Genomic DNA, 14,962 nt, shown 5'->3' with positions numbered 1-14,962 from the left:
AACACAAACACAACATAAACAAAGAAGGCTGGATATCGAAATGACATCCAGCCTTCTCAGATATTAATAGGCTTGTTCATGAACCCCCTTGACGGCACGCCCGCTTGGGTCATTCATCCCCTTGAATGCGGCATCCCACTCCAATGCGATGCTTGTGCTGCAAGCCACACTCGCCTCACTGGGAACGCTTCGTGCTGCCGACTCACTGGGGAAATGTTCGGCAAAGATACTCCGATAATAATACTCTTCCTTATTCTTTGGGGGATTGACAGGAAAACGTTCAGCGGCATGTGCCATCTGTTCATCACTGACGGCCTCAGAGGTTATCTTCTTCAGTGTGTCAATCCACGAATAACCCACGCCGTCACTGAATTGTTCCTTCTGTCGCCAAGCCACCTCGGCTGGCAGCATATCGGCAAAGGCCTCTCGGACGATACGTTTCTCGATGGTCTTTCCAGGACACATTTTTGCCTCGGGATTGGTCCGCATAGCCACATCGAGGAACTCTTTGTCGAGGAACGGCACGCGACCCTCCACGCCCCATGCCGACAAACTTTTGTTTGCACGCAGGCAGTCATAGAGATACAGTTTGGAGAGCTTACGGACAGTCTCCTCATGGAAAGCTTGTGCATCAGGGGCTTTGTGGAAATAAAGGTATCCACCGAAGATCTCGTCAGCACCCTCACCTGAAAGCACCATCTTAATACCCATCGACTTGATGACACGCGCCAACAGATACATCGGTGTTGAGGCACGAACCGTTGTTACATCATAAGTTTCAATGAAGTAGATCACGTCGCGAATGGCGTCAAGCCCTTCCTGAATGGTATAGTTGATCTCATGATGAACAGTACCGATATGATCGGCCACCATCTTTGCCTTGGCCAAGTCCGGTGCTCCCTTCAAACCAACAGCGAAAGAGTGCAGACGTGGCCAGTAAGCACGTGTCTGACCGTTGTTCTCAATACGTTTCTCCGAGAATCTCTCCGCAATTGCAGAAATGACTGAAGAGTCAAGGCCACCAGATAGTAACACGCCATAAGGCACATCGGACATCAACTGACGACGCACGGCGTCTTTCAAGGCATCACGGACAGCCTCAACACTGGCAGGATTATCTTTAACAGCATCATATTTCATCCAGTCACGCTGATAATACCGTTTCATGCCTGGTTCCTTGCTCCAATAATAATGTCCCGGAAGGAACGGCTCGTAATGATCACACTGACCTTCAAGTGCTTTTAGCTCACTGGCCACGTACACCTTCCCGTCGTTGTCATATCCAATATAAAGGGGAATCACTCCTATGGGGTCACGGGCAATCAGGAACTCATTCTTTTGCTCATCATAAAGCGCAAAAGCGAAAATACCACTGAGATCCTCAAGGAAATCAATACCCTTGTCGCGATAAAGCGCGAGGATAACCTCACAGTCGCTGCCCGTCATAAAATCATACTTTCCTGCATATCTCTCTCGGATCTGCTGATGATTATATATCTCACCATTGACGGCAAGTACCTGTTGCCTGTCCGGTGAGAAGAGCGGTTGACCACCCGACTCCGGATCGACAATACTCAGACGTTCGTGAGCCAAGATAGCACTTCCACCACAATAGATACCAGACCAGTCTGGACCACGGTGACGGATTTTCTGACTCATACGCAGTGCTCTCTGCCTCAGTTCGGATGTTTGCTCCTTTACATTGAATATTCCAACAATTCCACACATAATAATATTACGATTTACGGATTTACAATTGCATCTTCAACACATCTTCTACATAACTCACAAAAGCCCTGTTCACCATCCGGATACCACCGGGGGTAGGATAACAGCCGGTGAAATACCAGTCTCCTGGATGATGAGGACAAGCCTCATGCAGTCCTTCGATACTCTGATACACCAACTCGACGGGCGACTGCATTCCCTCTGGTCGGAGCATCTCCACAATCTTATGGTTAATCTCATCGACACTAAACGGTGCATAAATATCCCGTACGTAGTTTGCAGATAAAGGATCGGTCTTACATGCATGATAGGTATCGGCTATCAACTGTTGCATGCCATGCTCCTTGATCAGTGCGATGGCGGCACGGAAGGCACAGAGTTCCTCAAGACGCGACATGTCAATACCATAATAGTCGGGATAACGGATCTGAGGCGAACTCGATACCATCACAATCTTCTTTGGATGCAGACGGTCAAGAATCTTGAAGATACTCTCTTTCAACGTAGTACCGCGCACAATCGAGTCGTCGATTATCACCAGATTATCCTCGTGTGCTTTCAGCGAACCATAACTGACATCATAGACATGTGCTGCAAGATCATTACGCTCGGAGTTATCGGCAATGAAGGTACGCAACTTGATGTCTTTCCACACCACCTTCTCCGTCCTCACGTCCCCATGAAGTTTACGGAAGCCGTCTGTCATGCCATAGAAGGCCACCTCGGCAGTATTAGGGATATAGGAGAATACAGTATGATCCACATCATTGTCAATGGCCCTGAGAATAGCAGGTGTAAGTTGCTCACCCAAACGTTTGCGCTCTTGATAAATATCGCAATCAGATCCTCGACTGAAATAGATACGCTCAAACGAACAGGCGCTCAACTGTTGAGCAGGCATAATCTGTTCCAGCCGGCTCTCACCGTTTTTATGCACGATGAGTGCCTCACCAGGCTGAAGCTCACAGATATCTTCCGACGACAGATCAAACGTCGTCTGGAGCACAGGACGCTCACTGGCAAGGGCTATAATCTCGTCATCACGATAATAGAACGCAGGACGAATCCCCCAGGGATCCCTCACAGCGAACATCTCACCAGAACCTGTCAATCCGCACATCACATAACCACCGTCGAAATGCTGCATCGTTGTCCTCAGCACATTAGCCATCTCAACGTGATTATCGATATAGTCTGTGATGTCCGTACCTGTCAATCCCTGTTCTTTGGCGATGATATATAACCGTTCCACTTCACGGTCCAAACGGTGTCCCATCAGTTCAAGTGTGATATATGAGTCACCGTAGATACGCGGCGACTGTCCTTGCTGGGTCAGGAACTGAAAGACCTCCTCGATATTAGTCATGTTAAAGTTTCCACACAGGCAGAGGTTTTTGGCGCGCCAATTGTTACGGCGCAGGAAGGGATGCACAAACGTCAACCCACTCTTACCCGTGGTCGAGTAACGCAGATGACCCATCAACAACTCACCTGCCATCTCTTGAGTCACACGACTGAAAATCTCTGTAATAGCGTCCTTACCCTCGGCCTTCTCACGGAACATATATTCCGTACCCGGTTCCTTGGTCAGACTCACAGAAGCAATTCCCGCACCCTCCTGACCACGGTTATGCTGCTTCTCCATCATCAGATAGAGTTTGTTAAAACCGTATGCCCACGTACCGTATTTTCGTTCGTAGTAACTCTGCGGTTTCAGCAGGCGAATCATCGCCACACCACACTCATGCTTCAGTTGCTCCATGGATACAAGCTTTTATAAAGTCCATAAACAGAGGATGCGGATTCAGTACTGTCGATGAGTATTCCGGATGGAACTGCGTGCCGATATACCATTTCTTCTCAGGTATCTCCACGATCTCCACAAGGTTAGCTGCCGGGTTGATGCCCACGCACTTCATGCCATGCGCCTCATACTCGGTCTGATACCGATTGTTGAACTCATAACGATGGCGATGACGCTCCTTGATGAGTGTCTCCTCACCATAAGCATCCCATGTGCGACTACCTTCGACAAGTTCACACTCATAGGCACCAAGACGCATCGTACCCCCCTTCTGGGTGATACTCTTCTGCTCTTCCATCATGTCAATCACATTGTGCGGTGTGTCAGGATTCATCTCTGCACTATTGGCATCCTTGTAACCAAGCACATTTCGCGCGAACTCAATGACCATCATCTGCATACCAAGACAAATGCCGAACGTCGGGACATCATGCGTACGGGTATATTCAGCAGCAATAATCTTTCCTTCGATGCCCCGCGTGCCAAACCCCGGACAGATCACAATACCATTCATCCCTTCCAACTGCTTCTCCACATTCTCTGACGTGATATGCTCGCTATTGATGAAGGTGGTCTTCACTTTATAGTCATTATAGGTTCCTGCATGGGCGAGACTCTCCAGAATACTCTTATAGGCATCTTGTAAGTCATACTTACCTACGAGTCCGACACGAACCACCTTAGTGGCTTTCTTACGACGCTCAAGGAAGTTGCGCCAAGGACCAAGACCGGGTGTCGGTCCTACCTCTACCCCCATTTTCTTCAGACAGATGGAATCCAGTCCCTGATGCTGCATGTTCACCGGCACCTCGTAGATGCTTGGCAGATCCTGACTCTGGATAACAGCTTCAACATCGACATTACAGAAATGAGCGACCTTGGCACGTAACTCATCGCTCAGATGATGTTCCGTTCTCAGCACCAACACTTCGGGCTGGATACCCAAGCCTTGCAACTGCTTCACACTCGTCTGCGTGGGCTTGGTCTTCAGCTCACCGGCAGCAGCCAGATAAGGCACATAGGTGAGATGCACATTGATGGCATTACGACCGAGTTCCCATCGCAACTGTCGGATGGCCTCCAAAAACGGCTGACTCTCGATATCGCCGATAGTTCCACCAATCTCTGTAATGACGAAATCCAAGTCCTGCTTCGTGGCATTCAGAAGGATGCGACGCTTGATCTCGTCGGTGATATGCGGCACCACCTGAATCGTCTTTCCCAAATAGTCACCACGCCGTTCACGTTCTATGACACTCAGATAGATACGACCTGTTGTCACACTGTTATCGCGGCTGGTCTCAATACCCGTAAAACGTTCATAGTGTCCTAAGTCCAGATCGGTCTCCATACCGTCGGCCGTCACATAGCACTCACCATGCTCGTAGGGGTTCAGTGTCCCAGGATCGATGTTGATATACGGATCGAACTTCTGAATCGTGATTTTATAGCCACGTGCCTGCAACAGTTTTCCTAACGATGCCGAGATAATTCCTTTACCTAACGACGAGGCCACGCCTCCAGTAATAAAGATGTATTTTGTTTCCATAAATCAAATGTATTTATGGACTGCAAAGATATGATAATTCTATCGAAAACCATCCGCGCAGCCGATATTTTAATTGTTAAAAATTGACCGAACTTACAATTCGTAATCTCTTTCATAACCACAACCATCTATTCGTCGTCATTTAGTTGCAAATCACATCCAGTCTGTTACAATACGTAAGTTTACTGATTCATTCTTCAACCTTTCTGTTTCTCTCTGATATGCTCCTCATACTCCGCCAACTCACGTTCACCGATATGAGCAAGACCATAGTGTTCGTCATGCTGCGAGAAGTCGAGACCGACTTTCTCACTATAGGCCGAAACACGCATAGGGATAAGATGATCGATAAGCTTATAACCCAACCAACTCATGGCGAAGGTATAGACGAACACTATGACGATTGCCAACAGATGGAACAAGAATACCACAAAGCCCTCCCACGTGCCAGCGATGAGACCTTCTTGTATGAAGATACCTGTCAGTACGGTACCGAAAATACCACCTGTACCGTGCGTCGGGAATACGTCGAGTGCATCGTCAATACTGGTGTGTGAGCGCCAGTAGACAGCAACGTTACAGATGAGCGTGATAACAAAGGCGATAAAGATACTCTGTCCCACTGTGACATAGCCTGCAGACGGTGTAATGGCCACCAATCCAACCACGCAACCTACGGCAGCACCCATGGCAGACGGTTTTCGACCACGCAGGCAGTCGAAGAATATCCACGTCATCATAGCCGTAGCCGAGGCGGTGTTTGTATTCAGGAACGCTTTGATAGCCTGTCCATCGGCATGTAGTGACGAACCGGCGTTGAAGCCGAACCATCCAAGCCACAACATCGCAGCACCTAACAACACGAAAGGAATGTTCGCCGGCTCACTCTTACGTGTCTCTGCCTTACGTCTTCCTAAGAAAATCGCACCGGCCAGTGCAGCCACACCACTGGAGGCATGCACCACGATACCACCTGCGAAATCCACGACACCCCATTTCATAAACAATCCCTCAGGATGCCATGTCATATGTGCCAGCGGACAGTAGATGACAAAGAAAAAGAACATCATAAAGAACATATAGGCCGAGAACCTCACACGCTCAGCGAACGAGCCAGTAATCAGCGATGGCGTGATAATGGCGAACTTCATCTGAAACAAGGCGAAGAGTGCCAGTGGTATTGTAGCTCCACCCAACACATGACCGGCCGGAGTCGTATAGACGGCTCCACCCACACCATTGAACATCAGGAATGTGAGCGGGTTGCCGATTACTCCTGCAATGTCATCGCCAAAACACAACGAGAAGCCAACGACCACCCATAGCACCGAGATCAGTCCCATGGCGATAAACGATTGGAGCATCGTCGAGATAACATTCTTCGCCCCCACCATACCACCGTAGAAGAACGACAGACCTGGCGTCATCATCAGTACAAAGATTGTAGCCGTAATCAGCCATGCCACATCTGCAGCCGAGATTACGGACCAGTCACACTCAAACGACGGCTCTCCCACCGCCAGACCCACCACGGCAATCAGCGTCATCGCCGTCATCAGGATCTTCCAACGTTTCTTAATCTTCATTTTTTGGTGTATTAAAAGTTTGCATTAAAGCCCTCCCTTCCATCATCAGTGACGGAAGGGAGGGGAATATAAGATTACGGCTGCAGCGTGAAGCCGAATACTAGATATGCTTTCTGAGAACAGGGGTTGGCAGCAATTTGTCCGAAGACTGGGATTGAGAACGAGTCTGTCACCTTGATATCTTTCGTTGCCTTCAGTGCGAGGTTGGTGACAGCGAAACCTGTTGTTCCGTAAAGCGTCGTGGCAGAAGGAACGACACCGGCCGTAGCAGTCCAGTCAACAGCAGCAAGCTTGAATGGGACATTAGCCTCCACGTAACTACTATAGGCACGCTTGCCTTCCTTGTTCACGCCGTCGTTGCCAGCAAAGTTCGTATACCATTGTAAGGAGAGCACTCCGAAGTCATAACCGACCGTTGCCTCAAACACATGGTTCGTTCCATGGGCATCGTACTTGAAATAGCGTCCTTCAGGGTCAAGTCCGGCATCGAACCAGTAGTCTGTAACACCGATCGTCAACCCTCCAGTAGTATAGCCGAATGTCAGGTCAAACTCCTTGGTGTCGGCTGGCTGAGAGAGGCCTACACTCCCCCAAGCCGAAAGTGATAAACCTTTATATTCGACACCAAGCGTTGGCTGCAACGAAACGTTACCCAAGTCTTGGCCACGCCATATATACTGACTCACCACATCCGCAGCTACTGTTGTTTCTACCTCCTGTGCATAAACGGTCGTTCCAGCGACCAAACCCAAAACAAATAATATAATCTTTTTCATATGTTTCATTCTTTAATATCCTATACTCATTTAGTTATAACAAGCTTCTCCATGTTCATAGATATCCAGTCCTTCTTCCTCGACACGAGTACCGACACGCAGACCATGTATCTTCTTGATTCCATAGAACAAAGCCACGCCACATGCAGCAGCCCAGAGATCGATGACCAAGACACCGAAGCACTCTGCTCCGAAGAATCCCCAGCCGTGACCATAGAAAGCACCATTGGTCGTTGAAAGCAGACCAGTCATCAGGGTTCCGAGAATACCACAGACACCATGAACGGAAGAAGCACCCACAGGATCGTCGATATGGAGTTTATGGTCAATGAATTCGATGGCATAGACCAGTACCACACCACAGACAAGACCGATCACAACAGCTCCCATCGGACTGACCATATCACAACCTGCCGTAATTCCAACAAGACCAGCCAGAACACCATTCAGCGTCAATGATAGCGAAGGTTTACCATACTTCAGCATCGTGACAAACATCGTAGCTACGCCACCCATGGCTGCAGCAAGGTTTGTGGTAAGGAACACATGCGAGATAGCCACACGGTTCACCTCGCCAGAGGCTGCCAACTGACTGCCTGGGTTGAATCCAAACCATCCCAGCCAGAGGATGAATACACCAAGTGCAGCCATCGTCAGGTTATGACCAGGAATAGCACGACTCTTGCCGTCCTTCGCATACTTACCGATACGGGGACCGAGAGCCAAAGCACCGATCAAAGCCAGCACACCACCCACGCTATGCACAATGGCAGAACCTGCGAAATCGTGGAACACATCACCAAAAGTGCTCATCATAAAGCTGTCGGCAGCATCGTTGCAGAGCCAGCCTCCACCCCACGTCCAGTGACCCTCAATCGGATATATGAACAGTGAAATGACGGCACTATAGATCAGATACATCGAGAATTTTGTGCGCTCGGCCATAGCACCGCTCACGATCGTGGCACTGGTAGCACAGAACACCGTCTCGAAAATCAGGAAGCCCTCTACCGGCAGATCACTTTTATAGAATGAGAGGTCGCCCCAGTTGGGCATACCGATAAAACCTGCGCCTTCGCTGCCAAACATAAAGCCAAAACCGAGGAAGAAAAACAGCAACGAGCCGAACATAAAGTCCACAAAGTTCTTCATCAAGATGTTTGCTGTGTTCTTACTACGGGTAAAACCTGCCTCGCACAGTGCGAATCCCGGCTGCATCCAGAAAACCAACATGGCAGCCAACAACATCCATACAGTATCGAGTGATAATCCTATTTCATTCATATCTCATAAGCCTCCCCTTAACCCCCTCCACTTGGAGGGGGAACCCGAACGGAGACGTGGGGTTTGTGTTTTTTGTGTTTGTGTTGTTACGCCTTCCTTTCGAAGGAGGCTAGGGTTTTTATTTCTTATCCCTTAATACGGTATCACCATGCTCACCCGTACGAATGCTCCAGGTGTCGATCATGTCGCTCACAAAGATCCGACCATCGCCGACCTCACCCGTGTGGGCAACTTTCAGGATGACATTCACCGTAGGCTCTACGAACTGGTCGCGGCAGACAATCGTCAGTGCCACACGCTCTATCACATCCGTTGAGTACTGGACGCCACGGTATATCCTTTCCTCACGGCTCTGTCCGATACCATGCACGTTATGATACTCAAACCAGTCGATGTCCGACTGTAACAACGCTTCTTTCACATCCTCAAACTTTGTCTTACGGATGATTGCTTCAATCCTTTTCATACCTTGTTACCTATTATTTGTTACACATCGAAAGCTTTCGAGTGCAAAGTTACGACATTTTGAAAGCAAAATAAACCATTTGTGATACATTTTGATATCAATAATACACAAAAGCTATCCTTTTGCATAATCCACATATCATTTGCTTTCAATTCGAAAGAAAACCACGCCCTTTATCTTACAATCTATAAGTTGAGCGCAAAATGTAGATAAAATCGTCAGCTATTCCTCTTTTTCTCTTTCAAATAGAATTACCTTTGCATCGTCAATAAGACAAAAAGAAAGATTTTCGTCGAAAAAGAAAGCAAAATGACAGAAAAGATACACTTCACCAAGATGCACGGAGCCGGGAACGACTATATCTATGTCAATACCTTATTATATAGTATCCCTGACCCCACTGCCGCAGCCATGGCCTGGAGCAACCGCCACCAAGGTATCGGCAGCGACGGACTAGTGCTGATTGGCAAGTCACCGGTACCCGAGGCCGATTTCTCCATGAGAATCTTCAATGCTGATGGTTCCGAGGCTATGATGTGTGGAAATGCCGCCCGTTGTATTGGGAAATACCTGTATGAGAGAGAGATGACATCACAGTCAGAGATTAAACTTCTCACCCCATCAGGCATCAAAACGCTCTCATTAGATATAAACGAAGAGAGAGAGGTTAAGAGCGTTACCGTCGACATGCTTAAGCCGGTGCTTCGCAACAGCAAGCAGCTGGCTGTCGGTGGTGGTGAGATGCGCGACGGTGTCGTGGGGGCCATCGACACCGAGTTCATCGGAACATTTGTCTCGATGGGCAACCCCCACTTCGTCATCTTCGTTAACGACATCAATCAGACCGATGTCGCTCATTATGGTGCTTTCCTTGAGCTCCACCCGTACTTCCCGCAGCGTTGTAACATTGAGTTCGCACAGATCTTGTCCGACGGAAGCATCCGCACAAGGGTATGGGAACGGGGTAGCGGCATCACCATGGCCTGCGGCACTGGTGCCTGCGCCACCGCCGTAGCAGCATGTCTTACCGGAAGAGCGGGTCGGAAGAGTCGTATCGTCATGGACGGAGGAACGCTCGATATCGAATGGCGTGAGAGCGACGGACACGTCTACATGACAGGACCAGCCGCATTCGTCTTCGACGGTGAGATCAACCTTCCCGAATAACAGATAACAAATACTTCAAACAACCCAAAAAGAGATGATCATAAACCAAATGGAAAAGAAAGAGCAAACAGAAACCCGGAAAGGGCTCTATCAGGCAGAATACGAACATGATGCCTGTGGCGTTGGAATGATTGTGAACATCCACGGAAGTAAGAGTCACGAACTGGTAGACAATGCGCTACGTGTGCTTGAAAACATGAGGCACCGTGGAGCGGAGATCGGAAAAGACGGTGACGGAGCAGGTATCATGTTGCAGATTCCGCATGAGTTTATCCTGCTTCAGGGAATCCCCGTACCTGAAAAAGGCAAATACGGCACAGGTCTGGTCTTCCTGCCAAAGGACGAGAAAGAACAGCGTGACATTCTCAGTGTGATGATCGAGGAGATCGAGCGCGAGGGACTGCAGTTGATGCACCTGCGTAATGTACCGACAAACCCCGATTGTCTCGGTGAGGCAGCCCGCTCGACAGAGCCTGTCATCAAACAGATCTTCATCACCGGCGTGAACGACGATAAGGTCGACACCTTCGCACGCACCTTATTCATGATCCGTAAGAAGATCGAATGCCGTATATCAAACAAAGACTTCTACATCTGCTCACTGAGCAACTCCAATATCGTCTATAAGGGTATGCTATCGTCCATACAGGTACGTCAGTACTTCCCTGACTTGACGAACCCGTACTTCACGAGCGGACTGGCTCTGGTACACTCACGCTTCAGCACCAACACATTCCCCACATGGTCGCTGGCCCAGCCCTTCCGTCTTCTAGCACACAATGGAGAGATCAACACCATCCGCGGTAACAGAGGATGGATGCAGGCACGCGAGAGTGTCCTGAGCAGTGAGACGCTTGGCGATATCAGACAGATCTCGCCCATCATACAACCGGGCATGTCCGACTCGGCGAGCCTGGATAATGCATTGGAGTTTTTCGTCATGAGCGGTCTCTCACTGCCTCATGCCATGAGCGTCCTCGTACCAGAATCGTTCAACGACAAGAACCCGATCAGTGAAGACCTGAAAGCATTCTACGAATACCACTCCATACTTATGGAGCCATGGGACGGTCCTGCCGCCCTGCTTTTCAGCGACGGCCGCTTTGCTGGAGGTATGCTCGACCGTAATGGTCTGCGACCGGCAAGATACACCATCACGAAAAACGACACGATGGTCGTGGCCTCAGAGGTCGGTGTCATGGACTTCGACCCGACAGAGATTGCAGAGAAGGGACGACTACAACCAGGAAAGATCCTGCTTATCGACACCCAGGAAGGAAAAATCTACTACGACGGAGAAATCAAGCAGCAGCTGGCCAACGAACATCCGTACCGCCAGTGGCTGTCGACGAACCGTATTCAGCTGGAGAAGCTAAAGAGCGGTCGTCATGTCGAGAATGCCGTAGACCATCTGCTGCAAAAAGAGCAGATGTTCGGATATGGCGAGGAAGACATCGACGGAACGATCGCACCGATGGCCGTCAACGGTCAGGAGCCGACGGCCTCGATGGGTAACGACACCCCGCTTGCTGTTCTTTCCGACAAACCTCAGGTCTTCTTCAACTACTTCCGTCAACAGTTCGCGCAGGTCACGAACCCCGCCATCGACTCTATCCGTGAGGAACTGGTGATGTCGCTGACAGAATATATCGGACGTGTCGGCACGGGCATCCTGAACCCCGACGAGACCAACTGTAAGATGGTACGTCTGCCGCACCCCATCCTGAACAACACGCAACTGGACATCCTCTGTAACATCCGTTACAAAGGATTCAACACCATCAAACTGCCAATCGCCTTCACCTCCCCCGACCCTTCTAAAGGTGGGGAGAGTCTGCGGGCCGCCCTGGATCAGTTATGCAAGGATGCGGAAAAGGCCGTCGACGATGGTTACAACTATATCATCCTGACCGACCGTGAGGAAGAGATACGCAAGGCACTCCCCACCTTTGGAGAGATCGGAGGAGGCTGCATTCCCTCTCTGCTCGCCGTCTCGGCCGTGCACCATTACTTGATCTCCGTCGGCAAACGCGTTCAGACGGCATTGATCGTGGAGTCGGGTGAAATCCGTGAGACCATGCACGCCGCCCTACTGTTGGGCTACGGTGCATCAGCACTCTGTCCTTACATGACCTTCGCCATCCTCGACGACCTTGTCAAGCGTCATAAGATACAGGAGGATTACGAGACTGCTGAGAAGAACTATATCAAGGCCGTCAAGAAGGGACTCTTCAAGATCATGGCCAAGATGGGCATCTCTACCATCCGTAGCTATCGTGGTGCAAAGATCTTCGAAAGCATCGGACTGAGCGAGAATCTGCTCAAGACCTACTTTGGCACAGAAGTCAGCACCATCGGTGGCATTGGTCTGGAGAAGATCGCACAGGACGCCATCGCCATGCACGAGAAAGCGATCTCCACAGATAACACCAGCGAGAAGTTCCTGCCTAACCTCGGACAGTTCCATTGGCGTAAGGATGGTATCCGACATGCCTGGAACCCAGAGACGATCGCTACATTACAATTGGCCTGCCGCACTGGTTCCTACGAGAAATTCAAGGAATACTCCAAGCTCGTCGACCAGAAAGAGGATCCTATCTTCATTCGCGACTTCCTCAAGCTCAAGAGTGGAAACAAGAAGAGCATTTCCATCGACGAGGTGGAGCCCGTCGAAGAGATTGTCAAGCACTTTGTAGCAGGTGCCATGTCGTTTGGCGCCCTCTCAAAAGAGGCTCACGAGGCCATCTGTCTGGCCATGAACAAGCTGGGCGCCCGTAGTAATACGGGTGAGGGCGGCGAGGATTCCGAGCGCTTCCATACCGAGGTCGACGGCATCAGCCTCAGCAGTAAGACCAAGCAGGTGGCCAGTGGTCGTTTTGGTGTGACCGTTGAATATCTGGTAAATGCCGAAGAGATCCAGATCAAGGTGGCACAGGGTGCCAAGCCCGGTGAAGGCGGACAGCTGCCTGGCTTCAAGGTGAACGAGGTCATTGCCAAGACGCGTCATAGCATCCCAGGCATCTCACTCATCTCGCCCCCACCTCATCACGATATCTATTCCATCGAGGATCTGGCCCAACTGATCTTCGACCTGAAGAATGTCAACCCGAAGGCCACCGTCAGCGTGAAGCTGGTGGCTGAGAGTGGCGTAGGCACGATTGCCGCAGGTGTCGCCAAGGCGAAAGCCGACCTCATCGTCATCTCGGGTGCCGAAGGTGGAACAGGCGCAAGTCCTGCCAGCAGCATGCGCTTTGCGGGAATCTCACCGGAGATCGGTCTCAGTGAGACCCAGCAGACACTGGTTCGGAACGGACTGCGTGGCGGTGTGCGTCTGCAGGTTGACGGACAGATCAAGACCGGTCGCGACATTATCCTGATGGCACTCCTCGGTGCCGAGGAGTTCGGCTTCGGAACTGCGGCCTTGATCGTTCTGGGCTGTGTCATGATGCGCAAATGTAACCTCAACACCTGTCCGATGGGTGTCGCCACTCAGAACCCTGAGTTACGTAAGCATTTCCTCGGCAGATATGAGCATCTCGTGAACTACTTCACGTTCCTCGCTCAGGAGGTGCGCGAGTACCTCGCCGAGATGGGATACAAGAGACTGACCGACATTGTCGGTCATACGGAACTGATCGAGACCGAGTCCTCTGTACTCGACTTCAGCCGACTGTTGAATCAGACAGAAGGCACGCGCCACTTCACCGGCGATGTGCACAAGCCGTCGGTACCTCTGGGCATGCAAGGAACAACCCTCGACCAGCAGATCATCCAAGCCGCCCAACGAGCCATCGACCAGCAGGACGAGGTGAACCTCGACTATGCCATCAAGAATACCGACCGCGCCGTCGGTGCCATGCTCTCAGGGTCCATCGCTCTGAAGTACGGTCTTGCCGGTCTGCCCGACAATACCGTCAACGTGAAGTTCAAGGGCTCCGCAGGTCAGTCTTTCGGTGCCTTCCTGTCTCATGGTGTCAGCTTCAAGCTGGAGGGCGAGACCAACGACTACTTCGCAAAAGGTCTCAGTGGCGGTCGCATCGCTATCCTTCCGCCGGTACGTTCCAACTTCAATGCAGAAGATAATATCATCGCAGGTAACACAGGTCTTTATGGAGCCACCTCCGGTGAACTCTATATCAACGGAAAAGTCGGTGAGCGTTTCGGTGTGCGTAACTCCGGTGCTATCGCCGTGCTCGAAGGTGCAGGCGACCACTGCTGTGAGTACATGACAGGCGGCCGGGTGGTCGTCCTCGGTGAGACCGGACGTAACTTCGCCGCAGGTATGTCGGGTGGTGTCGCCTATGTCTGGGACAAGAACCACAACTTCGACTACTTCTGTAATATGGATATGGTAGAGATCAACCTCGTCGAGGAGAGTCAGTACCGTAAGGAACTGCACGAGCTCATCCGTCAGCACTACCTCTATACAGGCTCCAAGCTGGCCCGTACGATGCTCGACGACTGGAACCGCTATGTCGAGGACTTCATCCAAGTAGTCCCCATCGAATATAAGCGTGTGCTCCACGAAGAGCAGATGAACAAACTGAAACAGAAGATTGCAGACATGCAGCGCGACTATTAAACTTCAAACAGAAAGAGACA

At 50.4% G+C, this 14,962-nt stretch carries 9 protein-coding genes; 2 read left to right on the top strand and 7 right to left on the bottom strand.

Annotation, left to right across the window (positions count from 1 at the left end):
• Positions 1-63: 63 nt before the first annotated feature.
• The 7 genes from asnB to BLU99_RS10505 form a co-directional block, all read right to left on the bottom strand.
• Complete coding sequence (gene asnB, locus BLU99_RS10535; RefSeq protein ID WP_091901886.1) at positions 64-1,728, bottom strand: asparagine synthase B; 1,665 nt, start codon at positions 1,726-1,728, stop codon at positions 64-66.
• Positions 1,729-1,750: 22 nt separating this feature from the next.
• A complete protein-coding gene (locus BLU99_RS10530) occupies positions 1,751-3,490 on the bottom strand; it encodes an amidophosphoribosyltransferase (protein ID WP_091902049.1) in 1,740 nt (579 codons plus the stop codon).
• Complete coding sequence (locus BLU99_RS10525) at positions 3,471-5,081, bottom strand: CTP synthase (protein ID WP_091901884.1); 1,611 nt, start codon at positions 5,079-5,081, stop codon at positions 3,471-3,473. The genes BLU99_RS10530 and BLU99_RS10525 overlap by 20 nt, the downstream gene beginning before the upstream one ends.
• A 197-nt stretch (positions 5,082-5,278) precedes the next feature.
• Positions 5,279-6,667, bottom strand: a complete 1,389-nt coding sequence (locus BLU99_RS10520) for an ammonium transporter (protein ID WP_091901881.1) — start codon at positions 6,665-6,667, stop codon at positions 5,279-5,281.
• Between the two features lie 74 nt (positions 6,668-6,741).
• Positions 6,742-7,443: a TorF family putative porin gene (locus tag BLU99_RS10515; protein WP_369807722.1), complete on the bottom strand. Its 702-nt coding sequence runs from the start codon at positions 7,441-7,443 to the stop codon at positions 6,742-6,744.
• 30 nt (positions 7,444-7,473) lie between these two features.
• Positions 7,474-8,727 (bottom strand): ammonium transporter, encoded by a 1,254-nt coding sequence (locus BLU99_RS10510; protein ID WP_091901877.1) that lies wholly within the window; start codon positions 8,725-8,727, stop codon positions 7,474-7,476.
• Between the two features lie 118 nt (positions 8,728-8,845).
• Positions 8,846-9,193: a P-II family nitrogen regulator gene (locus tag BLU99_RS10505; protein ID WP_091901875.1), complete on the bottom strand. Its 348-nt coding sequence runs from the start codon at positions 9,191-9,193 to the stop codon at positions 8,846-8,848.
• Positions 9,194-9,502: 309 nt separating this feature from the next.
• On the opposite strand from BLU99_RS10505, the gene dapF reads away from it, so the two are divergent.
• Both dapF and gltB read left to right on the top strand, forming a co-directional pair.
• Complete coding sequence (dapF, locus tag BLU99_RS10500; RefSeq protein ID WP_091901872.1) at positions 9,503-10,360, top strand: diaminopimelate epimerase; 858 nt, start codon at positions 9,503-9,505, stop codon at positions 10,358-10,360.
• Between the two features lie 49 nt (positions 10,361-10,409).
• Positions 10,410-14,942: a glutamate synthase large subunit gene (gltB, locus tag BLU99_RS10495; protein WP_091901870.1), complete on the top strand. Its 4,533-nt coding sequence runs from the start codon at positions 10,410-10,412 to the stop codon at positions 14,940-14,942.
• Positions 14,943-14,962 lie beyond the last annotated feature (20 nt).

Source organism: Prevotella sp. lc2012 (assembly GCF_900107065.1).
Taxonomy (GTDB): Bacteria; Bacteroidota; Bacteroidia; order Bacteroidales; family Bacteroidaceae; genus Prevotella.
The sequence above is the reverse complement of the archived record's forward strand: the minus strand, read 5'-3'. Positions and strand labels throughout refer to the sequence as shown.